The organism is Hyphococcus sp. (genome assembly GCF_041986965.1).
In the GTDB taxonomy this organism is placed as follows: domain Bacteria; phylum Pseudomonadota; class Alphaproteobacteria; order Caulobacterales; family Parvularculaceae; genus Hyphococcus.
Map to the genome: position 1 here is coordinate 1,660,823 of NZ_JBHIXB010000001.1, position 23,906 is coordinate 1,684,728.

The 23,906-nt window shown below is 58.8% G+C and carries 18 protein-coding genes and 1 tRNA gene; 5 read left to right on the forward strand and 14 right to left on the reverse strand.

All coding sequences use genetic code 11. From position 1 onward, the window contains the following. Positions 1-6: 6 nt before the first annotated feature. A complete protein-coding gene (locus ACFC5L_RS08275) occupies positions 7-1,122 on the forward strand; it encodes a toll/interleukin-1 receptor domain-containing protein (RefSeq protein ID WP_375204222.1) in 1,116 nt (371 codons plus the stop codon). Between the two features lie 281 nt (positions 1,123-1,403). Here ACFC5L_RS08275 and ACFC5L_RS08280 read toward each other — a convergent pair whose 3' ends face one another. From ACFC5L_RS08280 to ACFC5L_RS08290, 3 genes are all read right to left on the reverse strand, one after another. Beyond that, on the reverse strand, positions 1,404-2,552 hold the full coding sequence (locus ACFC5L_RS08280) for an HNH endonuclease (RefSeq protein ID WP_375204221.1): 1,149 nt from the start codon (positions 2,550-2,552) through the stop codon (positions 1,404-1,406). 21 nt (positions 2,553-2,573) lie between these two features. Continuing rightward, positions 2,574-3,806 (reverse strand): tyrosine-type recombinase/integrase, encoded by a 1,233-nt coding sequence (locus ACFC5L_RS08285; RefSeq protein WP_375204220.1) that lies wholly within the window; start codon positions 3,804-3,806, stop codon positions 2,574-2,576. 230 nt (positions 3,807-4,036) lie between these two features. Further along, positions 4,037-4,123: transfer RNA gene (locus tag ACFC5L_RS08290), tRNA-Leu, on the reverse strand. 445 nt (positions 4,124-4,568) lie between these two features. On the opposite strand from ACFC5L_RS08290, the gene ACFC5L_RS08295 reads away from it, so the two are divergent. Then, complete coding sequence (locus ACFC5L_RS08295; protein ID WP_375204219.1) at positions 4,569-5,531, forward strand: complex I NDUFA9 subunit family protein; 963 nt, start codon at positions 4,569-4,571, stop codon at positions 5,529-5,531. Here the strand turns inward: ACFC5L_RS08295 and galE are convergent, their stop codons facing one another. The 4 genes from galE to glmS are packed head-to-tail and all read right to left on the reverse strand — an operon-like array spanning position 5,532 to position 10,641. Then, entirely contained in the window at positions 5,532-6,566 is a 1,035-nt protein-coding gene (gene galE / locus ACFC5L_RS08300; protein ID WP_375204218.1) for a UDP-glucose 4-epimerase GalE, read from the reverse strand. Beyond that, a complete protein-coding gene (locus ACFC5L_RS08305) occupies positions 6,563-7,615 on the reverse strand; it encodes a mannose-1-phosphate guanylyltransferase (protein ID WP_375204217.1) in 1,053 nt (350 codons plus the stop codon). The genes galE and ACFC5L_RS08305 overlap by 4 nt, the downstream gene beginning before the upstream one ends. Next, positions 7,612-8,760: an AGE family epimerase/isomerase gene (locus tag ACFC5L_RS08310; protein ID WP_375204216.1), complete on the reverse strand. Its 1,149-nt coding sequence runs from the start codon at positions 8,758-8,760 to the stop codon at positions 7,612-7,614. The genes ACFC5L_RS08305 and ACFC5L_RS08310 overlap by 4 nt, the downstream gene beginning before the upstream one ends. 54 nt (positions 8,761-8,814) lie before the next feature. Continuing rightward, complete coding sequence (gene glmS, locus ACFC5L_RS08315) at positions 8,815-10,641, reverse strand: glutamine--fructose-6-phosphate transaminase (isomerizing) (protein ID WP_375204215.1); 1,827 nt, start codon at positions 10,639-10,641, stop codon at positions 8,815-8,817. Between the two features lie 262 nt (positions 10,642-10,903). Here glmS and ACFC5L_RS08320 point away from each other — a divergent pair, with 262 nt between their 5' ends. The 3 genes from ACFC5L_RS08320 to ACFC5L_RS08330 are packed head-to-tail and all read left to right on the forward strand — an operon-like array spanning position 10,904 to position 13,979. Further along, positions 10,904-11,440, forward strand: coding sequence for an ATP-dependent zinc protease family protein (locus ACFC5L_RS08320; protein ID WP_375204214.1), 537 nt, complete (start codon positions 10,904-10,906; stop codon positions 11,438-11,440). Further along, entirely contained in the window at positions 11,430-12,974 is a 1,545-nt protein-coding gene (locus ACFC5L_RS08325; RefSeq protein WP_375204213.1) for a UUP1 family membrane protein, read from the forward strand. Before ACFC5L_RS08320 ends, ACFC5L_RS08325 begins: the two co-directional genes overlap by 11 nt. Before the next feature lie 3 nt (positions 12,975-12,977). Further along, positions 12,978-13,979 carry an alpha-L-glutamate ligase-like protein gene (locus ACFC5L_RS08330; RefSeq protein ID WP_375204212.1) on the forward strand — a complete coding sequence of 334 codons (1,002 nt, stop codon included), beginning with the start codon at positions 12,978-12,980 and terminating at the stop codon, positions 13,977-13,979. Here ACFC5L_RS08330 and ACFC5L_RS08335 read toward each other — a convergent pair. From ACFC5L_RS08335 to ACFC5L_RS08365, 7 genes are all read right to left on the reverse strand, one after another. Continuing rightward, positions 13,966-15,582 carry a GMC family oxidoreductase gene (locus ACFC5L_RS08335; RefSeq protein WP_375204211.1) on the reverse strand — a complete coding sequence of 539 codons (1,617 nt, stop codon included), beginning with the start codon at positions 15,580-15,582 and terminating at the stop codon, positions 13,966-13,968. The genes ACFC5L_RS08330 and ACFC5L_RS08335 overlap by 14 nt on opposite strands. 6 nt (positions 15,583-15,588) lie before the next feature. Further along, complete coding sequence (locus tag ACFC5L_RS08340; RefSeq protein ID WP_375204210.1) at positions 15,589-17,034, reverse strand: coniferyl aldehyde dehydrogenase; 1,446 nt, start codon at positions 17,032-17,034, stop codon at positions 15,589-15,591. A 252-nt stretch (positions 17,035-17,286) separates the two neighbouring features. Then, on the reverse strand, positions 17,287-20,028 hold the full coding sequence (locus ACFC5L_RS08345) for a methyl-accepting chemotaxis protein (protein ID WP_375204209.1): 2,742 nt from the start codon (positions 20,026-20,028) through the stop codon (positions 17,287-17,289). A 242-nt stretch (positions 20,029-20,270) separates the two neighbouring features. After that, positions 20,271-20,732: a hypothetical protein gene (locus tag ACFC5L_RS08350; RefSeq protein WP_375204208.1), complete on the reverse strand. Its 462-nt coding sequence runs from the start codon at positions 20,730-20,732 to the stop codon at positions 20,271-20,273. 14 nt (positions 20,733-20,746) lie between these two features. Further along, entirely contained in the window at positions 20,747-22,387 is a 1,641-nt protein-coding gene (gene glsA / locus ACFC5L_RS08355) for a glutaminase A (RefSeq protein ID WP_375204207.1), read from the reverse strand. Between the two features lie 86 nt (positions 22,388-22,473). After that, positions 22,474-23,562 carry a glutamine synthetase beta-grasp domain-containing protein gene (locus ACFC5L_RS08360; protein WP_375204206.1) on the reverse strand — a complete coding sequence of 363 codons (1,089 nt, stop codon included), beginning with the start codon at positions 23,560-23,562 and terminating at the stop codon, positions 22,474-22,476. Between the two features lie 10 nt (positions 23,563-23,572). After that, positions 23,573-23,845, reverse strand: coding sequence for a hypothetical protein (locus tag ACFC5L_RS08365; protein ID WP_375204205.1), 273 nt, complete (start codon positions 23,843-23,845; stop codon positions 23,573-23,575). Positions 23,846-23,906: the final 61 nt, after the last annotated feature.

A 23,906-nucleotide genomic window follows, 5' to 3' on the forward strand; every position in this document is an offset into this window, starting at 1 on the left:
ACAGCCATGTTGAAAGTTCTTACCGTCGGCCTGAAATATGAAGGTGAAAAGATCGCCGATGTCGAGATCGATAATCTCGGTCTTTGCCGGGGCGCCATAAGCGACGAACATGCTGCGTACCCACTTTACGAATACGACCTCATCATCATTAATCCCGCCACATATAGCCATTTTCTGTTTGGCGGGCCCGGCGAATTCTCCGATTCGGAAACTGAACTGGCGGATCTTAAAAGCTTCAAGGACGATTACGACCTTGATGCTTTGTTCTACGGCGATGACCGCCAGCGCGAGTTAGAAGCGGCGTTGAAGGAAGGCGCAGCGGTGGTTTGGTGTCTTTCCGAACCCCGGCGCAGGAATTTCTTCGGATATCGCACAACCCATTTGGGGTATGTTCATGCGGCTGCCGAAAAGGCGGTGCGGGACGCCGGCATTGAGGTCAAAAAGGGGCGCCGCCTCAACATTACGGATCGCGAAACGCCTTTTGCGGAGTATTACGAATCGCTTGCCGTCAAAGGGTGGCGGTTATGCTTTGCCGAGACGCCGGTGCATTATCGATCATTCGTAGAAACACCAGACGGCTACACGCTGGGCGGGCGGTTCGTGGACGAGCTGGACGACACGGTCGGTTGGTTTGTGACCCCGCCGACGGATCAGGCAAGCGCAAATCTGCTAATCCGAAATGCGCTTGGCCTTATTGGCGAGAATGGCAAGCGCGAAGCCTACCATAGCATTTTTCTCAGCCATACGGGCGAAGACAAGCCATTTGCCCGCAAACTTCGCGATGAACTCATCAAGCGCGGCGTTCCTAATGTTTGGATCGATGAAGCCGAAATTCAGATTGGCGATTCTCTCATTCGAAAGATTGAAAAGGGCATTGATGAATCGCGCTATTTCGGGGTTGTTCTGTCGCCGCAAGCTGTCGAAGCAGAATGGGTTCAGCGAGAAGTAGAAATCGCTATGACCAACGAAATCAAGGGAGAAGAGGTCATAGTCTTGCCGCTCTTGTTTCAGGAGTGCAATTTGCCTGGCTTCCTGAAAGGAAAACTTTACGCCGACTTCCGCGACGACGAAAAGTTCGAAGGCGAACTTGAAAAGCTGCTGCGTCGTTTGCGTGTCGCGTAACTGTTCAGTCGAAATTGATGCGAGTTCGTTTTTTGGCATTCCATTCGAGGAAACGGTTAAATTTTGTCTGGCGCGAGCGCCGTTCCTCCAATTCACGCCCCAGACAATCCAAGACCCGCCTGGCGAATGACAGTTTGATTTGGATAGCGTCGGGCTTTCTCAATCGCTTCATCGGTTACGGCGAAACGAAGAAACCTGCGTTGGTGGTCTTCAAGGAACGTTCCGCGGGCTATGTATCTCGTAAGGAGTTCCGGGTCGTGACACTCATCGAAAAAGCCCCGTCAGAGCTTTGCCTCCTCCCGGTGCGATTGCAGCGCTTTCTTGCTTGGAGCCGTCTCCGGCGATTGCGGCCGGCGTAGCGCGGTGCCGTCTAAGTCGCCATATTCGGTGGATTTCAGCGGGTCGGCGACAACGACACACATAGACTCGGGATCAATTGCCAATAGGCCGCAGTCGAAGAGCGTATGAATGTCCGTGCGCAACAACAAGCCGTTGTCAACGCGGTTGGTGTCCTCGCCCCGATATGGATGAATGTGTGCGGCTTCGAGCAAATCGATAATGCTGCAGTTAGTGATCGCACATCTGTAATCATACGCTTGTAATAGAGCTTCCCGGAAAGCGCGCTGGCCACGGCGCACAGCGATGGCGCGCATGACTTTCTTGCGCGCGTCATCGATATTCGCCGGATCGAACTCCCCTTCATCCGCAGTGCGAGCGTCGATCAGCGGGCCGGGCGATTGCCGGCGCAAGACAAAGCTGGCGGGGGCGGAGCCGGAATGCTCCACATAATCGAAAGAGCCGAGATAGCAAAATCCTGCACCGGCGAACTCGCCTTTGTTTTTGCGGAAGAAGACCAGCAACTCCAGCCCGCGGGTTTTGTGATTAATTATGAGCGCATCCTTGCGGCCGGCGAGTTGACCTTGCCAGTAGAGCATGTCGCCTTCAAGGCGGTCTTTATATTGCGTGCGGTCGGCAGTTTTGTCCTCCGTTACGAAGAGCCATATGGATGGAGTGCCTTTGGGCTGAAAGACGCCCGTATTGATAGTTGCGTCGGTGATGTCGAATTGCTCTTTAAGGTCTTTGCGAGTGTATACCTCGCCAGGGCTGAGCGAGTCAGATGTTCGCGCCCCTTGGGCGTCAACATCGGTTGTCACCTCGACGTCAAATCCCAATTCAATAAGCTTTCGGCGGACAGTGTTGTCGCCGCCAACAAAATCATGCGCGCCTAATGCGCCGAGATCGGGCCTTGCATATTTATGCGCGACGCCGAGGATCGCTTTGGAGTCGTAAGGCTTTCCATTGTGAAGGAGCCAATAGGCTCTCGCCGCGCCATAACCATATTCAAGGAGAAACGCCTCGCGGCCCATGCGGTCGCATTCCTCTATGGCATTGAGAACGAATTGCGGATCGCTGATGTCGGATAAACTCATGCTGGCGGTTCCCTAATGCGATTATTTTCCGATAATAATGAAGTCGCGCTGGCCGGTTGCGTGCTGCACCACAGGTTTAGGCCGCATTGGCCTTTTCAACTTGTCCAGATAATCGGCCCACCATTGCATCATCTCGACGCGCTGATCCCAGTGCTCGCCGCGCGTATAGGCGCGGCGAACTTCGTTTTCCTCGACATGGGCGAGCTGGCGTTCGATGGCGTCGGGATGCCATTTGGCGCTTTCATTGAGGAGCGTCGCCGCCGTGGCGCGGAAGCCGTGGGCGGTTACTTCGTCCTTGGCGTAGCCCATGCGGCGGAGCGCTGCATTCATGGCGTTGTCGCTCATGGGCTTTTCCATGGAGCGCAGACTTGGAAGCACGAGGCGTCCGCCGACGGTTTCGCGCAGCTCCATGAGGATGTGCAGGGCCTGGCGGGAGAGCGGCGACTTATGCGGACGCCGCATCTTCATGCGCGTGGCGGGGATGGTCCAGACGGCTTTTTCGAAGTCGAATTCCTTCCACTCGGCGAGGCGCAGCTCGCCGGGCCGCGGGAACAGAAGGGCGAGAAGCTGGAGCCCGGTGCGGGTCGTCGGCTGGCCCGTGAAGTCGTCGAGGGCGCGCAAGAGCCCTCCGAATTCCTTTGGGTCGGTGATGGCGGCGCGGGGCGTCCGCTGCGGTCGGATAAGGGCGTCCCGCAGGGCGATGGTCGGATCTGTCTCGGCCCGCGCCGTCGCCATGGCGTAGCGAAAGACGGCGCCGATGGTGGAGCGCATCCGCCGTGCGGACTCATAGTGCTCGCGTCCTTCGAGAACCCGCAGCGCTTCAAGCACCATGGGCGCGGTGATTTCCCGGATCGGTTTATCCCCAAGCGACGCATTCGCCATATCCATAAGCCAGGAAAGCTTGCGCATGGTCTGCTCGGCGCGGCCCTCGCGCCGGAGCTTGTCGAGATACTCTTCCGCCAACACACGGAACGGGACTTTCGCGGCCTGTTCCTCTTTCTTCTTCGCCTGCGGATCGACGCCCTGCAGCAGGAGGCGCTTGGCGTCGTCCCGCGCGGCGCGGGCTTCTGCGAGCGAGACCAGGGGATACGGACCGATGGCGAGAACTTTCTGTTTGTCGTCAAAGCGATAGGCGAAGCGCCATTGCCGGGAGCCGGCCGGCTGTATCCATAATTGGAGGCAGCCCCCGTCTGACAGCTTGCGGACCTTGGGACCGGGCTTTGCGGTTCTGCACTGCAAATCAGTTAAGCGCATGAGGTTCCTCTATTCGGTTCCGCGCAGATTTGTTGGAAACGAAGTACCAACAAACGGGAATCGACGACCAACAATCGTACCAACTTTTCCAACAGCTCGGCCATCGCTGCGCATTTTTGCGGATGTCGGGGGAGGTTTGCGGCCATGCCGAAAAGCGTAAGCTTTTCAAGACAGTAAAACGGCGCTGAACAAATTTCAGCGCCGGTCCGCAAACATGAGAAAAGAGTGGTTGGTGCCCAGGAGAAGACTCGAACTTCCACGACCGTAAGGCCACTGGCACCTGAAGCCAGCGCGTCTACCAATTCCGCCACCTGGGCTGGTGAAGGCGGCTGACTTAGGGGCGCGCGGGCGCGATGTCAATTGATGGCTGATGGCCTGGGGTTGCTGGCTTCCGCCGGGCTTGTGGGCGCCGCGCAATCGCTGCGCATTTGCCACGCCGGCCAAGGCCGATAACGCCCCCCCACCGGGTCCCAAACGTTTTGCGGCCGCTCATCCGCCTGGGCCCGAGACGCTTTTTCGGCGCGCCCGTCCTGGTGATGGCCAGGCCTGGCGCTCCCCCGTTTCCCCGTCCCGTATAGGGGGTGACCAGCAAATCCCGCGCCAAAAGCCGTTTCCGGGCTGTCTGCGGCAAGCTAGGCGATTGTCCCCGCGGCGGAATTCGGATAGGCCCCATGGAGCATTCGCGGCTCTATCCGGGGCCGTTGAAGGATAGGGGGCGGCCGGTTTCGGGCGCGCCTCCGCGCCGATAAGGAGACGTAGGACGTGACGGGAAAACTGGCGGTCGTTTTCGGAGGATCGGGCTTTGTGGGCCGCAATGTGGTGCGTGAGCTCGCCCGGCGCGGCTGGCGGGTGCGGGTCGCTGTGCGCCGGCCCCATCACGCGCAGTTCCTGAGACCCATGGGCGCGGTCGGCCAGATCCAGTTGAAGCAGTGCAATGTGCGCCACGCACCGTCGGTCGCCGATGCGCTCACGGATGCGGATGCTGTCGTTAATCTTGTGGGAATTTTGTATCAATCCGGGGCGCAGCGTTTCGATACGGTGCAGGCTGGCGGCGCCGCGACGGTGGCGCGGCTTGCGGCGAAGGCCGGTGTTAAGACTTTCGTCCATATGTCGGCGATTGGCGCTGACGCCGAGAGCGAAAGCCAGTACGCCCGCACCAAAGGCGAGGCGGAGCGCGCCGTGAGCGAGGCCATCCCCTCCGCGACAATCATCCGTCCATCGATTGTGTTCGGGCAGGAAGACGAGTTCTTCAACAAGTTCGCTGGCATGGCGAGCGTTGCGCCCGCACTGCCGCTGATTGGCGGCGGCAAGACGAAGTTTCAGCCGGTTTATGTGGACGATGTCGCCGACGCGATCTGTGAAGCGCTTGTCCGGCCGGAAGCGGCCGGCAAGGTTTACGAGATTGGCGGGCCGCGCATTTACACCTTCCGTGAACTGATGGAGTTGATGCTGGCGGAAACGGGCCTGCGCCGGCTTCTTTTGCCCGTGCCTTTCCCGATCGCATCGCTCATGGGGCTTGGCGGCGAAATCGCCGGCTGGGCGCCGTTTGTAGAGCCGCCGCTGACCCGCGATCAGGTGAAGCTGTTAAAGCATGACAATGTGGTCGGCGAGGGCGCCTTAACGCTCGCTGATCTTGGCGTCGCCGCGCAGACGGTCGAATCCATTCTGCCGTCATACATGGTGCGCTATCGCCGTTACGGACAATTCGCTGAGCACGCCGCATAGTCAGTCTTTGTAGCCGTTCGGGTTGTTGCTCTGCCAGCGCCAGTGATCGGCGCACATTTCCTCGAGGGTTTTTTCCGCGCGCCAGCCGAGCAGGTCTCTGGCCCGCTTCGGATTGGCGTAGATTTCGGCGATGTCGCCGTCACGCCGGGGCGTTACGGCGTAAGGGATGTCGCGGTTCGATGCGCGCTTGAACGCGGCCACCGCTTCGAGCACGGAATAACCGACTCCGGCGCCGAGATTGATGTCGGTGGCGCCGCCTTCCTTGAGATTCCCAAGATAGTGGAGCGCCGCCGCATGGCCGCGCGCAAGGTCGGTCACATGAATATAGTCGCGCACGCCGGTGCCGTCGCGGGTTGGGTAATCGTCGCCGAAAACGGACAGTTTTTCGCGCTTGCCCACAGCGACCTGCGCGATGAAGGGAAAGAGATTGTTCGGGATGCCGTTCGGGTCTTCGCCGATACGCCCCGAGGGGTGCGCACCCACCGGATTGAAGTAACGCAAATTGATGACGCGCCATTCAGGATCTGAGCGGGCGATGTCTTTCAGCATTTCCTCGATGAAATACTTGGTCCGCCCATAGGGGTTGGTGGGGCCGTTGGCGCCGTTCTCATCGACCGGGTTCTGGTTGTGCTCGCCATAGACGGTCGCGGAAGACGAAAAGACGATGGTTTTAGCGTTAGCGGCTTCGAGCGCGGCGACGAGCGTCAACGCCGAGCCGAGATTGACGCGGTAATAACGCGCCGGCTCGGCGACGGATTCGCCGACGGCTTTGAGACCGGCGAGATGAACCGCGCCGTCGGCGCCAAAGGCTTTGACTGCCTTGATGATCATATCGCGTTGCGCTTCGTCGGCCATGTCGGCTTTCAACAGGTCAACATCGCCTTTGGCGAGTTCTTGAATGCGCGCCACAGCTTCAGGGTGAGAGTTTGAAAAATCGTCAATGATCAAAAGAGCGTCGCCGCGCTCCAAAAGCTCGACGCAAACATGACTGCCGATATAGCCGGCCCCGCCGGCGACAACGATGCGCCGGGTCATAATAAATCCTCGCGTCCGCGGCGTTTCAATTCGTCAACGATCGCGCGCACATCCTGAGCCTTGTCCTTGCGCGCCACCAGCACCGCGTCGCCGGTCGCGACGATGATGAGATTGTCGACGCCGACCGCGCCGATTACGGGGCCGTCTGAACGCAAGGTGACGTTGGCGCTGTCAACGGTCATGTGTCCTGCGGCGTCTGGGTCCGTTGCCGCCTCGCTCCAGCTGCCGATATCGGTCCAGCCTACATCGACGGGCGCCACGACGGCGGCCTTGTCGGTTTTCTCCATGATGGCGTAATCGATGGAATCGCTCGGCGTTTCGGAAAAGATCTTTTCATCAAGAAGCCGCGCCCCATTTTCAGGCGTGCTTGCTGCAAGCGCCTTCTGGGCGCCTTCAGCGATTTCGGGCGCATAAGCGGCGAAGGCGTTGAGCATCGTTGTTGGATGATACAGAAAAATACCGGCGTTCCAGTAATAACCGCCTTTGGAAAGGTAATCGCCGGCGGTCTTGGCGTCGGGTTTTTCGCGGAAAGAAGCGACGCGATAAACGCCGCCGGAAATTTCCTCCGCTGACTCGATGTAGCCATAACCTGTATGCGGGTGGGTCGGCTTGATACCGAAGGTGACGATCGCGCCGTCGGCGGCGGCGGCGCCTCCGGTCAGGGCGTTCCGGCGAAATTCCCCTGCGTCTTCGACATGGTGGTCGGCGGGTGCAATCAGCGCCAGTGCGTCTTTATTGTTGCCGGCGACCCACGCGGCGGCGACGGCCGCGACGGCGGCCGTGTTGCGCGGGCAGGGTTCAAGGATAATGTCCGCCGCCTTGACGCCGATGGCGCCGAGTTGATCGGCGACAAGGCCCGCATGTCCGCGCCCGCAGATCACCAGGGGCGGCGCAAAATTTTCACCGCCATCATCAAGGCGCAGGACCGTTTCCTGAAACAGGGAGCGGTCGGAGACAAGATTGAGGAACTGCTTCGGGCGCGCCTTGCGCGAAAGCGGCCAGAGCCGTGTTCCAGATCCGCCGGACATGATGACTGGTTGAATTTTCACGATGGGACTCTTGCTTTCAAAAAGGCGTTGGCTTCGGCGACGGCTTCAAACAGATGATAAAGAATGCTGGCAGGAACGTCACGGGCGAGAGGCTCGCCGTCGCTGTCGAATTCATCAATCCAGAGCCCCGTGGGCTCGACGGCGAGATACGTCTCGAAAAGATCAGCGATCAGTTTCTGTGCATATGCTGGGGCGTCGCTTGAGCCGTGTTTCACCATGACGAGGGACGCGCGCAGATATTCCGTCTGCGGCCACAGGCGTTTGGCGCCGTGAATCTTGTTCACAACCGGCGCCGCTACATTGTCGATCAGGCCATGAAAACCGGGATCGGCGCCGAAGGCGAGCGCGTTTGTGTAAAGCCGCTTCCGCATATCCAGGGGCGTGCGCCGTCCGCAGGCTTCATAGGCGTTCAAAAGCCAGACCCATTCAAGCATGTGACCCGGTTCGATGGGGTCATCTTCTCGCGGTTTCCAGTCTTCGGCGAAATTTTCACGAACGATGCTGTTGGCGGCGCCGTAAAACGCCGAGCAGAAGAGGTCGTAGATTTTGTCCGCGTAGTCGAGATACCCCTTTTCGCCGGTCGCGCGGTGGAGCGCCATGAAGGCTTCGAAAAGATGCATATGCGGGTTCTGGCGCCGCGGCAGTTCTTTACGGTCGCTTTCAAGCCAGCCGCCATGAGGTGAGGCGAGCTCCCGGTCGAGAAAAGCAATGGTGTTGTCTGCAAGAGACTTTGCGCGGGCGCCGTCTCCGGCCTTGATGCGTGAAGCGCAGGCAAGAAGGAGAAACGCCTGATCGTAAAGATCGCGTCGCTCGTCGAGCACCCGTCCATCGTCGCCGAGATGAAAGACACAGCCGCGCGCGCCGTCCTCGGGGCAGGCATGCGTCAGGAGATAATCAAAGCCGCGCGCCGCGATGGGATCAGCCCCATCGAGCCAGCCGAGCAGCCCTGCCTGGGTGAAGGTATGAACCTGACGGAAGAGGGTTCGCACGCGCCGGGGCCGGCCAGTCGAGGGCGTTCCATCGTAATTGAGAGCTTCGTAAAAACCGCCGGTGTCCGCTTCAACGCCGTGCTTGGCCCAAAAAGGCAGACTGTCCGCAACGAACCAGTGGCGAAACCGCTCCAGGGAAGATTGAAGACCTGTCATGGCGCTGAGGCGGCCCTTCGCAACTGCAGCATTAGTCTCACCCAGAACGGCGAATTACTCAACCGTCACCGACTTGGCGAGGTTGCGCGGCTGATCCACATCAGTGCCTTTGGTCGTCGCCGTGAAATAGGCGAGGAGTTGCACCGGAACAGCATAAACGATCGGCGAAAGCATCGGGTGCGTTTTCGGCGTTTCAATACTCGCCCAGGCTTTGGCGCCGGCTTTCGCGATGCCGTCCTTACAGGAAATTAAAAGCGCCTTGCCGTCGCGCGCCATCACTTCCTGCATGTTCGAAACCGTCTTTTCGAAATGCGCGTCCATGGGCGCGATGACGGCGATGGGAAGGTTTTCATCGATCAGTGCGATCGGCCCGTGTTTCAATTCGCCCGACGCATAGCCTTCGGCGTGAATGTAGGAAATTTCCTTGAGCTTCAGCGCGCCTTCGAGCGCCATGGGATAGGAAACGCCGCGGCCGATATAAAAAACGCCGGTGGCTTTTGCGATATCGCGGGCGATCGTCTCGATATGATCGCTTTGCTTCAACGCTTCGGTGACAAGGCGCGGCAATTCAAGCAAGCCGGAGACGAGCTCCTGTTCTTCTTGCGGCGACAGAACATTGCGCGCGCGTCCTGCCGCGATGGCGATGCAGGCGAGCGACACAAGCTGGCACGTAAAAGCCTTGGTGGAGGCGACGCCGATTTCAGGCCCCGCCGCCATGGGGAAAATGGTGTCCGCTTCCCGGGCGATGGAGCTTTCCGGTACATTGACGACCGTGGCGATTTGCTGGCCGTTGGCGCGCGCTTCGCGCAAGGCCGCCAGCGTGTCGGCGGTCTCGCCTGACTGGGAGATAAAGAGCGCGCCGCCATTCGGCGTCCATGGAACGTCGCGATAACGCAGTTCAGAGGCGACATCGATTTCGATCGGCAGGCGCGCCCATTTTTCAAACCAGTATTTTGCGACGAGACCGGCGTAATAGGCTGTGCCGCAGGCGGAAATCGTCAGCCGGTCGAGCCTGGCGAAATCAAAGGAGCCTTCGGGCAGGCGAATGGTTTTCGCCACGGGGTCCACATAGCGCGAAATGGTGTGCGCGATGACTTCAGGCTGTTCGTGAATTTCCTTCGCCATGAAATGGCGGTGCCCGTCCTTGTCGACGAGACCCTGGCTGGCGGCGGAAATTTTTTCAGCGCGTTTTACCTTTGCGCCGCTCTCATCGCGGACATCGATTGTGTCGCGGGTGATGACGGCCCAGTCGCCTTCCTCAAGATAGGTGACGTGGTTCGTAAACGGCGCCAGCGCATAAGCGTCCGAGCCGAGGAACATTTCGCCGTCGCCGCGGCCGATGGCGAGCGGACTGCCCTTGCGGCCGCAGATCATGAGGTCATCTTCGCCGGAAAAGATCGCCGCGAACGCAAAGGCGCCGCGCATCCGGTCGATGGCTTTTTTGAACGCCTCAGCCGGCGTCATGTTTTCTGTTTCAAGATAATGGGTGATGAGCTGCGGGCAGACTTCGGCGTCGGTTTCCGATTCGAAGACGACGCCCTTGTCTTCCAGCTCCCGGCGGAGCTCGGCGAAGTTTTCGATAATGCCGTTATGAACGACAGCGCAGCGCCCGGTTGAATGGGGATGAGCGTTGGTTTCGTTCGGCACGCCATGGGTCGCCCAGCGGGTGTGGCCGATGCCGGCTGCGCCGGGCAGGGGATTGTCGGCAAGCACGGCGTCGAGATTGCCGAGCTTGCCCGGCGCCCGACGGCGGTCGAGCCTGCCGCCGTTAACCGTCGCGACGCCGGCCGAATCATAGCCCCGATATTCGAGCCGTTTCAGGCCAGCCATGATCCGGGGAGCCGCTTCGCTGGAGCCCAGAACGCCAATAATGCCACACATTTCGCTTCGACCTCGTGAGATTCGCCGCCCAAACAGCTTATCGCCGTCTATTTCAGGGGTTATCGGCTGAAATATAGCAAAATTCTGGCCGCTAAAGGGTTACCGAGGGAACCTGACCAGCTTTCCGTTAGTTAAGACGCATATGGCCCGTTGTACACGGGGGCGCCGTTTACTTTATAAACGGCTTTGCTATCCCCACGCGGTCCCAAGGGACTGGTCGCCCGGCCAGCCCCTCAGCCAGAAAAGCCGCCGGAGACGATTGATGAGACGACTTCGCCTGCCCCTGTTTTTATCCTTGTTTGCCGGACTGGCCGCGCAGTCCGCGCACGCCCTCGCCGATGATGAGGGCGAGGCGCGCGGCGAGCCCGTCACCTTCGGTTATATTGAAAATGTAGCGCTCGGGAATCTGGCGCTTTCCATGAAGGGCAAGCTGGACACAGGCGCGGACACCAGTTCCGTCCATGCTTATAACGTCAAGGTCTATAAGCGCGGCGAGCGGGACAATTGGGTCCGCTTCCGCCTGATCGGCAAGGACGGCCGCGCCATCCGCTATGACCAGAACGTCATCCGCTTCGCCGCGATCAAGACCAAGACAGGTGGATTGATCCGCCGCCCGGTTATCCACCTGCCGCTTTGCGTCGGCGGCAAGTGGGGGCGCGCTGAAATCAATCTGGCGGACCGGGGCGATTTTGAATATGAGATTCTGATCGGCCGCGAGTTTCTCGCCAATCGGGTTCTGGTGGATGCGAGCCGCACTTTTATGGCCGAAGAAGAATGCGAACCAGTGAATGAAGATTAAGCTGCGCCATGCAGTGGTTTTGGGCCTTGCCCTGATCGCCGCCGGGTTTTCCATATTTTTCATCAAGGCGGCGGTGCTCCATTATCCGCTGGAGCCGGGCGCGCGCGCGACGCTTTGGGATTTCGAACTGTTTCTGGAATTTGACGGCCGCAACCAGCCGGCGCGCATCGAAGCTTATATTCCGACGACCGATGTGGAGCGGGCTTTCCCGCAGGAGGAATTTTACAACGGTTCTTTCGGCCTGTCGCTTGTCGGCGAACCGGAGACGCGAAACCGCAAGGCGGTCTGGACCTATCGTTACCCGGCGAACCGCAAGGTTTTGCGCTATGCGGCGCAGACCCTCGGTGAAACAAAGTCGACGCCGCTGCCGCTGTCGTTCCGGGAATCAGGGCCGGGGCCGGTTCCGTTCGAGGCCGATCCCGTCAAACGTCAGGCTTTTATCGTCTGGTCCGGCAATCTCAGACAACGTTCCGCCGACGATCGCTCCTTCGCCGACCTCGCCATCGCCGAAACCTTTGGCGAGCGCACGGGCAGCGAGCAATATGCGGACGAAATCTCAGCGCTTCTGGATGAGACGACCGGCGACGCCGGACGTCTTGAGCTTGTGCGCCAGCTGCTGCGCTCGCAGGGCGTTCCCGCGCGTATCGCCGGCGGGGTTTATCTTGCGGAGGCGCGCCGTCGCGTCGAAACCCATCGCTGGCTTGAATATCATGTTGACGGCGATGATTTCCGTTATTTCCCGGACGGCGATCCGGCGCGGTTCTTCACCATCTGGTATGGAACGAGACCGATGGTTCAGGCGGATGGCGTAGAAAATCTTGATGCGCAGATTGCGCTGCGCGCGCTTGAAACATCCGCCTCGGCCATCGCGGAGAATGCGCCGGGGCCGTTGGGCGCGATGGCGCGGACGGTCGGTTTTTCCGGCCTGCCGCTAACAACGCAGCTCGTCTATCAGGTGCTGATTACAATTCCGGTGGGCATTACGATGCTCGTCTTCATGCGGCAGTTTATCGGCTTTAAAACGCTCGGCACCTTCATGCCCGTGCTGATCGGCATCGCTTTTCGCGAAACGGCGCTATTGAATGGCGTTCTGTTGTTCTCGCTGCTGATCGCCTTGGGGCTCGCGCTCAGATTTTATCTTGAACGATTGCAATTGCTCCTTGTGCCGAGACTGGCGGTGGTGCTGATCTTTATTGTCATGCTGATGGCGGGCTTCGCGGTCCTGATGGCGGAGACCAACCAGGCCATGGGTCTTTCCATTTCGCTCTTCCCCATGGTGATCCTGACCATGACGATCGAGCGGATGTCCATCGTCTGGGAGGAAAACTCCGCTTCGGAGGCGATCAAACAGGGCATCGGGTCGCTGGCGGTTGCGGCGATCACCTATCTCGCCATGACCAACGGCCAGGTTGAGTATCTGATGTACCGCTTCCCGGAGCTGTTGCTGGTCCTCATGGGGCTTTGCGTTTTGATGGGCCGCTATACGGGGCTTCGCCTCTCCGAACTCTGGCGGTTCAAGGCGTTGGCGGGGTAGGCCATGCTGAACACGTTTAAAGCGTTACGGGCCAACGGCGTTATCGGCATCAATGAGCGCAACGTGAAATATGTGAACGCGCTCAATCCGCGCAAATTTCTGGTGCGTGTTGACGACAAGTTTCTGACCAAACAGCTTGCTGCGCCTGCAGGCATCCCGACGCCCGAGCTTTACGGCGTGATCAAGGATGCGCGCGACATGAAACGGCTGACGGAGTTCATCGATCATCCCGATGGGTTCGTCATCAAGCCGGCGCAAGGGTCGCAAGGCAAAGGCATCATCGTCGTCGACGGCCCCTTGAAAGGCGGGTGGCGCTTGTCGTCCGGGCGGCGCATCGACCTCGACACCATAAAATTCCAGATCAACAACATGCTGTCCGGCATGTATTCCCTTGGCGGCCAGCCGGACAAGGCGCTGATCGAGTATCGCGTAAAGTTCGATGACGTGTTCGGCAAGGTTTCCTATCGCGGCGTGCCGGATATTCGCGTGATTGTCGTGAAAGGCATCCCCGTGTTCGGGATGTTGCGCTTGCCGACCGCCGAATCCGACGGCAAGGCGAATTTGCACAAGGGCGGCGTCGGTTGCGGCATCGATCTCGCCACGGGGCGGACCATGCGCGCCATGCAGCATGACCAGTTTATCGACATTCACCCTGACACGGCGCATCCGCTTGAAGATATCCAGACGCCTTATTGGGACGACATCCTGATGATGGCGGCCAAGTGCTATGAGGTGACGGGGCTCGGTTATCTCGGCGTCGACGTCGTGCTCGACCGGGAGAAGGGGCCGCTCCTTCTTGAACTCAATGCGCGTCCCGGCATTTCAATTCAGATCGCCAACCGCAAGGGGCTCGGGTTTGTGCTCGAAAAAGCCATGAAGCTGGGCGATGAAAACCGCGCGCCGGAAGAACGCGTGGCGCTGTCGAAGACCTTGTCGGATGCCGCGCCGGTGAAACCGGCGATGATTGAGCCGCCTGTATCCGAAGAACAGGCTAGCTCCCCTTAATCATATCCGCTGCTTTTTCCGCGATCATGATGGTCGGGGCGTTGGTGTTGCCTGAAATGAGCAACGGCATGATGGAAGCGTCGATCACGCGAAGCCCGTCGACGCCGTTGACCCGGCATTGCGGATCGACGACGGCGTCGGCGTCCGATCCCATGCGGCATGTGCCGACCGGATGATAGATCGTGTCGGAGCGGTTGCGGATATCGGCTTCAAGCGCGGCGTCATCAGCCGGTTCATCCAGATACAATCTTTTCCCGCGGATCGCTTTCATCGCCGGCGCGTCGAATATGCGCTCGACCATGCGCGCGCCTTTCTTGAGGCGCTTCAGATCGTCTTCATCGGATAGGAAGTTCGGATCGATGGCGGGCGGCGCTTGTGGGTCGGCGGAGGCTAGACGCACCGTTCCGCGCGATTTCGGGCGCAAGACGCAGACATGACAGGAAACCCCGCCGCCCAGATGTTTCTTGCGTCCGTGATCGTCGACGATGGCGGGCAGGAAATGCAATTGCACGTCCGTTTCCGCCTCTGACGGATCCGTTTTCAAAAACCCGCCGCACTCGGCGATATTGCTGGTGAAAAGTCCGTCTCGGCGCTTCTTGTAAGCATTAAGGGCGGGCAGGGCGCGCATCGCCATGCCGAGATGCATGCCGATCGAGTCGGATGATTTCGCCTTGTAGAGCGCCGCCCAGTCGAGATGGTCCTGCAAATTTTCGCCGACTTGGCTGCGATCAGCGATTACCTCAACGCTATGCTCGCGCAAATGCGCCCCGGGGCCGACGCCTGATAGTTGTAAAATTTGCGGCGACTGAAACGTCCCGGCGGAAAGAATGACTTCGCGTTTGGCGTTTGCAGTTTTCGGCGCGCCATGATGCAAAAAATGAACGCCGCGCGCGCGCTTTCCGTCAAAGACGACCCTTTCAGTATGGGCGTCCGTGATAACCGTGACATTTGGCCGTTCCATCGCCGGGTGGAGATAGGCGCGCGCGGCGGAACAGCGCTGGCCGCCCCGCTGCGTCACCTGATAATAGCCCATGCCTTCCTGGCGCTCGCCATTGAAATCGGCGTTCGGGGGCAATTGCAGTTCTGAAGCGGCTTCAAGGAAAACATCGGAAAGCGGATTTTTGTAGCGTAAATCGGAAACGCCTAAAGGTCCGCCAATGCTGTGATGAGCGTCGGAGCCGCGTTCATTGTCTTCGGCTTTGAGGAAATAGGGAAAGACGTCATCCCAGCCCCAGCCTGCGGCGCCATGTTCCGCCCAGCGGTCGTAGTCGGCGCGCGAGCCGCGGATATAGATCATTGCGTTGATGGAGCTTGATCCGCCCAGCGTTCGCCCGCGCGGCTGGTGGCCGTTTCGCCCATTCAAATGTTTCTGCGGCGTCGTCTCGAAGCGCCAGTTCAAGGGCGCCTTGTCGCCGAAAAACGCAAAGCCGATCGGCGCATGGATGAGCGGGTTGGTGTCAGGACCGCCAGCCTCCAGAACGCAGACAGTGACGGAAGGGTCTTCCGACAAGCGCGCCGCAAGGGTGCAGCCTGCAGATCCGGCGCCCACGATTACATAATCGAAATCGCCTGCGCTCTCGCGCCCGTTTTTTGTATCCGCCATGTCGCCCTAAATGAATTTGCGTAACAGGGAGAGGATTTTCGTCGTCTTCTCCGTATAGGGAGGGTGTAGCATTGCGCCGGATGAAAACCGGCTTTGATAGAAGACCGGTTTTAAATGCGAAAAGGTGTTGAACCCGGCTTCGCCGTGATAGGCGCCGACGCCGCTCTTGCCAACGCCGCCAAAGGGCAGGTTCTCCTGCGCCACATGCCAGAGCGCGTCATTTACCGTGACGCCGCCGGAGACCGTGTTTTGCAGAACCTTGTCGCGGGCGGCGCTGTCTTCGCCATACCAGTAAAGGGCGAGCGGCCGGTCGCCGCGATTGATATGGTCAATGGCGTCTGCCGCCGACTGCGCCGGCAGAATTGGCAGGATCGGCCCGAAGATCTCTTCTTTCATGAGACCGATATCGGCCGGTGGGTCGATCACCATGGTCAGCGGCAGTTTCCGCTGGGGATGAAGCGCATTGGAGGAGCCCACCTCCATGATTTTCGCTCCCTTGTCGCGGGCTTCGTCGACGAGCGATTTCAACCGTGCGAAGTGCCGATCGGATATGATCGATGTGTAATCATTGCTGGTGTCGATGGTGGGAAACATGGCGCGTGCGGCGCCGGCGATGGCGTCTGCTGTCGTGTCGAGTTTCTCTCTTGGCGCGAGCACATAATCCGGGGCGACACAGGTTTGTCCCGCATTCAGCATTTTTCCATAGGCTATGGAGCGCGCCGCAGCGTCGATATCGGCGCTGTCGTCTATGATTGCGGGCGACTTGCCGCCCAGTTCGAGCGTCACCGGCGTCAGGTTTTTTGCCGCGGCTTCGGCCACGCGAACGCCGATCGCCGTCGATCCGGTGAAGAGAAGGTGATCGAAAGGCGTTTCGGTGAAGGCTTGTCCGGTTTCGACTCCGCCCGTGATGACGGCGCAAACGCTTTCATCGAATTCGGCGGCGATGGCCGCGCGCAACGCTTCAGCGAGGCGCGGCGTTAGCTCGCTCGGCTTGATCAGAACCCGGTTGCCGGCGGCAAGGGCGGCGGCGGCCGGCGCCAGCGCAAGCTGCAGGGGGTAATTCCAGGGGGAGATAATGCCGACAACGCCCAAAGGCTGCGGCTCGATGCGGCTGCGTCCCGGGAGCAGATGAACGGGGGTCGGCACGCCGCGCGGGCGCATCCATTTTTTGAGATGGCGTTTGGCGTGCCGCGCGCCGGAAATCGTCACTACAATTTCCGCGATCAGGGTTTCCTGGCGCGCGCGATTGCCGAAATCTTCGCTGATTGCTGTGATGAAGGCTTCTTCATTCGCTTCCGTCAGGCGAATGAGGCGATCCAGATTGGCGATGCGCTCATCATAGGACGGGAAGGGCGCCGTAGCCCACGCGTTCTTTTGCAATGCAAAAAGTCGGTTCAGCTCGACGGTGTTTTCACTGAGGTCGGGGGCGGCGTGCGCTGTGTCAGCGGGCATGGGGAATCCTCGAAATTTTCGATGATTCTAGTGCGCAGCGATCCAATGTCCAGCAGATCTGGCGCCTTCCCGGGCGTTGGTCAGCGATGCGCCCGAAATGGAGACCCCGTCCATGACAGCGCGGCATGCCGTTTGAACCGGGCGTTGTCATTAGATTGTATCAATTGCTTAATCTTTGTACTGAAAGAGCCGTCTCTGTAACGGCCGCGGAAGCGACGGTTCAACCCAGCCGCTTCCGCAATTGTTAGAGGATCAGAAATCCTCCCAATTGTCCGCACCATTCGCGGTCTTGCCGCTTGTGGTCTGATGACTGGCGACGACAGCGCTGGCGGGCGCCTTTGCGGCCGCCTGCGGCTTGGCGTCGTCTGCTTTTTTCTTTGACGGTTGAGCCTTGCCCGTGACGCTGCTGATCGCATGGTCTGTCTTGAAGGCGGCGACCATCGCTGCAAGCTCCTGGGCTTCCTGCGCCATGGAGTGGCTGGCGGCGGTTGATTGCTCGACCATGGCGGCGTTTTGCTGCGTCACCTGATCAAGCTGGTTTACCGCGACGTTGATTTCGCCGATGCCGGTCGACTGTTCTTTCGACGATGTAGCGATTGCAGAGACAAGTTCATTGATATTCGTCACCGAAGAGACGATTTCAGTGAGTGCCTTCCCGGCCTGTCCGACGAGGTCGACGCCATGTTCCACATGCTGCGAGCTCGTTTTGATCAGAACCTTGATCTCTTTTGCGGCGGTGGACGAACGCTGCGCGAGAGCGCCGACTTCTTTTGCGACGACAGCAAATCCAAGCCCGGCGTCGCCGGCCCGCGCCGCCTCAACTCCGGCGTTGAGCGCAAGAAGGTTCGTCTGGAACGAGATGTCGTCGATGACGCTGATAATCTGCGAGATCTGTTCTGATGACTTCTCAATTTCGGCCATGGCGCTAACCGCCTGGCGCACGACTTCGCCGCTTTCTTCAGCATTGCGCTTCGCCTCGCCGACAACCTGATTGGCGCGATCAGCGCCTTCGGCGGCGGCTTTGACGCCGACCGTCAGTTCTTCCAGCGAAGCCGCGGTTTCTTCCAGCGTCGCGGCCTGTCCTTCGGTTCTGCGCGACAAGTCATCGGCCGCCTGCGTGATTTCGCCTGCGCCGGTTTTGATGCCATCCGCACAGATCACGACGCCGCGCATGGCGTCGCAGAGTTTCGAAATCGCACTGTTGAAATCGAGTCGCAGCTGATCGAATTCTTCCGGAAAGGCCTTTTCGATTTCAATCGCCAGATCACCTTCCGACAGGCTCTCAAGCGCAGAGGCGAGGGCCTGGACGACCTCATTTTGCTCTTCACGCGCCTTCGCCATCTGTTGATCGTTAAGTTCGCGCTGGCGCTCGGCTTCAGCCATTTTACCAATCGCCCTGTTGATGTCGGCCCGGACCTGTTCGAATTCTTCCGGAAAGGCGTCATCAATAGTCTGGCTGTAATCTTCATCGGAAAGACGGCGCAGAGCGGCGCCGACACGGTCGATGACCGTCCGGACTTTCTCAGCTTTTCTTGCACGCTCTTCTTCATTGCGGCGGCGTTCGAATTCGACTTGTGTGACGTCGGACGCATATTTGACGATCTTGTAGGGCTTTCCGTCGAGATCGAAGAGGGGATTATAGGAGGCTTGAATCCAGACTTCTTCACCGTCTTTTGAAACACGTTTGAACTTGCCTTCGACGAACTCGCCGTTGCGTAAACGCTCCCAGTGATGGTGATAGTCGCTCGATTTAGAAAATTCCTCATCGACAAACATGCGGTGGTGCTTGCCGACAATTTCATTGAGGCTGTAGCCCATGACAGACAGGAAGGCGTCGTTCGCCGTCGTGATATTTCCGTCGAGATCGAATTCGATCACGGCCTGAGACCGGCTGATTGCGCTGATCTTGGCGCTGTTTTCATTGGTGGCGATCTCCGATTCGGTAATGTCTGTCGCGAATTTCACCACTTTGAAGGGCTTGCCGTTGCCGTCGAGGATGGGATTGTAGGCCGCCTGAATCCAGATATCTTCGCCAGCCTTGGTTACGCGCTTATATTTGCCGGTGTCGAATTCCCCATTGCCGAGCTTTTCCCAGAAGGCCTTGTAAGCCGGCGAGGAGGCTTCCTTGCGGTCAACAAAAATGGAATGATGGCGGCCAATGATTTCGTTCAGGGAATAACCTGTGACATCGAGAAAGTTTTTATTCGCGTGAAGGATTTTTCCTTCGAGGGTGAATTCGATCACCGCTTGTGAGCGGTCCAGCGCTTTCAGGATGCCGTCATTGGTGCGAATGCTGGTGACATCATTCCATTGCAGTACATTTCCGACATATTCGCCGTCGCGATCCTTGACCGCCCGGACGTCCAGTTCGAATTTAAGCTCGCCGACAGTGATGTCTGTTTTATAAGGCAGGCGAGACGGGTCGGAAAGCAACTGGCGTTGGTGTTCCGGCTTTTTGTGGAACATATCGATGCATGAACCGATGATTTTTTCCGGGTCGAAATTCGGCCAGATCTCGCGGAAGGTGTGAATGTTGTCCGTCAGTAATTTATTGGTGGCGTCGTTGACAAAAATCACTCTGAAGTCGCGATCGATCACCATCATGGCGTTTGTAGAGCCTTCAAAGGCGGAGCTCTTAAATCTCGCCGACCAGACTTCATTCTGGCGTTGTTCGAGGTCCGCTTTGAGGCTTGCGTTCAATTCGCTGACGGCCTTGCCGACATCGCCGATCTCATCGCCTCGAATGGCGCCTTCTTCTGCGGTGGTGTCGGTGAATTCATACGCAGTAAGGCGCGAAATCGCGTTCTTGATGGTCTGAAGCGGGTCCGTGACGCTTCTGACGAGGAAGAAACTCGCCGCGCCGGCGAGCGCGGCGCCAATCAGCGCCGCAAGAGGCAGGCCCAGATAATATGTCATGACGGCGGTCGCCGGCACTATAGGCAGTATAAGGGCTGGCGTTTTGACAGAGAGTTTGATGTTGTCGACATATTTCATGGAGCCGGCTCCGAAATTTTTATGTTCTTGTTCAAACGGAATGGCACTATCGCGCAGTTGCATGAAAACATGGTAAAGACCATCAGTATGCGGTGTTTTATTTTCTGGAACCGGTTTCGTTATATGAAACCGGTGAAATGCGGAATGCGTTTCAAAAAAGTCGTCTGAAAAACGGAATGGATTCCGAAATTGCCGCTTGTAAATATGGGGGCGAGACAGCGCCAAAAAAGCGGGCGCGAGGCCTAGGCCGGAAACGGCCTCAGGTCTGGTTCAATAAACTGGCGACGCGCTTGTTTAGAAAACAAGCGATCGCGGGAATAAAATAGCAGTAAGTAATCAAGCTTGCAGAATGGCGAGCACATGAAGAAATTGACGATTTCGTGCAGGGCCATGTCGTTGCTGACAACGCAGAGAAATTGCCTGATGACTTTCAGGTATAACTGGGTAATCGTTTCGTGATACCCGCTATCTTGCGTGTTCTCGACGCCCGTCGCCACATTATAGGACCGAATGATGAGCGGCATGCGCCGGCCCAGCTCGATTTCCGGCCGTTCGAGCGTGAAATAAATTGCAGCCGCGCAATGGGCCGCGTGGCCCCACTCTTCTTTCGGCAGCGAATGATCAAGCAGTCCCTGGCCAATCCGGCGGATTTCCTGATCGCTCTCAAAGGGGCCGGGAAACAGTTTGTCTTCGGTGTCGGTCAATGCATGCGCCCGGTTCACTGCATTCTCTCCGCGCTTTGAGGCGGCGAGGCAAGAAGCTCAAATAAGTCAGCATGGTTGTGCCGTTTGGCATCGTCGAGCGGCGTGGCGCCCCAGCGGTCTTTCGCCGCGCAATTTGCGTTCTTTGCGACAAGAAAGGCGGCCGCGTCTTTCCGGCCTTCGGAGGCGGCAAGGTGCAACGGAGAGCGGCCGTCATAATCGGCGGCGTTGATGTCTGCCCCCTGAGCGATCAACCGTGAGAGTTCGTCGATATCGCCAAGGCTCGCCGCATTGATGAGTTGATAGACCTGATCGCCGCGATGCTGCGCATCTCTTCTCGCCGGGTCCCGTTTCGTCTGCTGATTCAAAAGGCTGTCATAATTGTGCAGGCTGAACCGCTTGACAAGCTCGCGGCAAAACGCGACGCCGCGCACGCTGTTTCCCAGCGCATCGAGACGCGGCGACCAGATGGCGAAACCCATGACTTGCGGCACGACAACCATCAGCGCGCCGGAAACGCCGGATTTCGCCGGCAATCCGATGGTGAAGGCGAACTCGCCGGAAAAATCGTACATGCCGCAGGAATACATAAGCGACAAACAGTTCTTGACGGTGTCGTTGGAAAAAACGCGATCGTTTGTAACCGGGCAAACGCCGCCATTCGCCAGCGTCGCGGCGATCATCGACATGTTGCGCGCCGTGACTTCAATCGAACATGCCTGAAAATAGAAATCGAGCGTTTCCAGGAGATTGGTCCTTTTTGGAAAGGCGCCTTTTTCCTGCATGAAATACGCAAGCGCGAAATTTCTGTCCGCCGTGGCTTTTTCGGAAAGAAAAACAGGATTGTTGAAGCCGGGCGAACTCCCGCCTGCGAGCCGTTTCCAGGTGTCCATCACATGAACGAAACGATCCGCCAGGGGCGCTTTCGGCCTGATCATGGAGCAGGACATGATGGCGCCGGCGTTGATCATGGGGTTATGGGGCAATCCGGACGCGTTCAAAGCCAGTTCGTTGAAGCTGCGGCCGCTTGGTTCGCGGCCGACATGGCGGTGAACGAATTTCTCTCCGCGTTCTTCGAGCGCAATGGCGTAGTTGATGGGTTTGCAGGAGGATTGAACGCAATAGGGTGTGTCGCAGTCGCCAAAGGCGGCGCGCTGCCCGTCAACTGTCGTCACCGAGACTGCAAACTGTTCCGGGTCGACCTGTGCGAGTTGAGGTATGTAGTTGGCGACGGCGCCGCCGCGAATGCCGGTGCAAGATTCGAAGATTTCTCCGATTTCTTCCTGAAACTCGTAGAAGCGCGGGATCACGAAATCATCGCGGATCGCGCGCTCAACAAGCGTGAAATTCTCGCGGAACAGATCGGCGCAACGCGCTTGCGTCATCGTCCCTGGCTGCGCGCGCAATTCACGCAGGGATGACGCGATACGCGGGTCGTTATCCTGTATGCCTTGCCGCTGTAAAGCGTCGATTACAGTGTCGGCGAATACCCCGCCATCATTGTCGGCTTCGAGCGCGCTGAACAGATTTGTCGGCGCTGCTTTTCGAAATTCATGCTGCGCGCCTTCTTGTTGAGGCGTGCTTCGCCGCCCCGGGGCGGACGGTTTCTCAGCGGCGGGAGCGTTCTTCGGTGCAAGATCTAATGCTGCAGGGCTCATGGTCGGCGTCCTCATTTAATGGGGTGGGTCGGACGCAACGGCGTCGCCGCCGCTGCGTCCTCTCTCTCGGGGGGAGGGGGCGAGCGTTACGCCGCCTCTTTCCGGTCCGCGCGGTAGAAGCGCAATCCGGAGTCGTCGACGTCACAGACAGTCGCCGCTAACCGCGCCGCGACAAGATAGGGATCGGCATTGGCGCCTGGCCGACGATCTTCAAAATAGCCATTGCCTTTTTGCGCCACGCCGAGCGGGATCCGGATCGATGCGCCGCGGTCACCCGCGCCGGACCGGAACTCGCGGATAGAGCATGTCTCGTGAAGGCCCGTAAGGCGTTCGGAGAGACGGTCGCCGTAAAGAGCGATGTGGTCTTCATGGTTTTCGGCGAGACGCGAGACGGCGCGTTCGATTTCCTCGATGCCGCCATTGGCGGAGCGCGTGAGCAAGGTCGAGAAATTCGTATGCATGCCGGCGCCGTTCCAGTCGCCTTTCATCGGCTTATTGTCGAAAGAGACGCGAATGTCAGCGTCTTCTGCGATGCGATGGAGGAGCCAGCGTGCGAGCCACAGATGGTCAGCGACGTTCAGCGCCGACGGGTCTTCGTCGTCGATGCCGCGATAACCGACCTGAAACTCCCACTGGCCCGGCATCACTTCGGCGTTGATGCCGTAGAAGAGAAGTCCTGCTTCCACGCAAAGCGCGGCGTGACGCTCTGCGATTGCACGGCCAAAAGCGCGGTCGGCGCCGACCGAGCAGTAATACGGTCCCTGCGGCCCGGGAAAACCGGACTCGGGAAAACCGAGCGGGCGACCGCCCTGAAACAGCGTATATTCCTGTTCGAAACCGATCCACGGATCGTGTGCATGGGCGCCGGCGTCAAGGACGTCACGCAACCGTGCGCGCGTGTTCGTCTCATGCGGCGCGCCGTCGGGACGAAGCACCTCGCATAGCACAAGGTAATTTCCCTCACCGCGCATCGGATCGCGACAGAAAGCGACCGGCTGCAACAGGCAATCGGAGTCCGATCCGGCCGCCTGGTTGGTTGAAGACCCGTCGAAGCTCCATTCAGGAAAGTCCGACAAGGCCGGGGCTTGCTTGGACGCGCCGACATAGCGGGTCTTTGAACGGAGTTCGCTGACCGGTTCGGCGCCGTCGAGCCAGATATATTCTGCAAAGCTCATGACTTGTTCCTTACTTCGACTGGTTTTGCGCTTGCTGGAAGGACGCTTTTTTCGCCAGTTCAAGGCGGCGATTTTGACCAAGGCAACGCTGATAGCGTTGCATCCTCTCAGAAAAGCGCGGTCCATAAGGACGGCAGGATGCGCGGTCGGTTTCAACCGCTGTAAATTGAAGGACGCCTTCCTGAGTGGAGACGGCGTTAATTTCCGATGCGGCGCATGTTGCGAACAGGGCGGCCGTAGAGAGCGCGGCCGCAAGCGGCGCGCGAAGCGAAATGCGTTTCATGGTCTTGTTTCCTTTTTAAGTGGTGGTTGGACGGTCAGAGACCGCAGCGTCGCTCATGTGC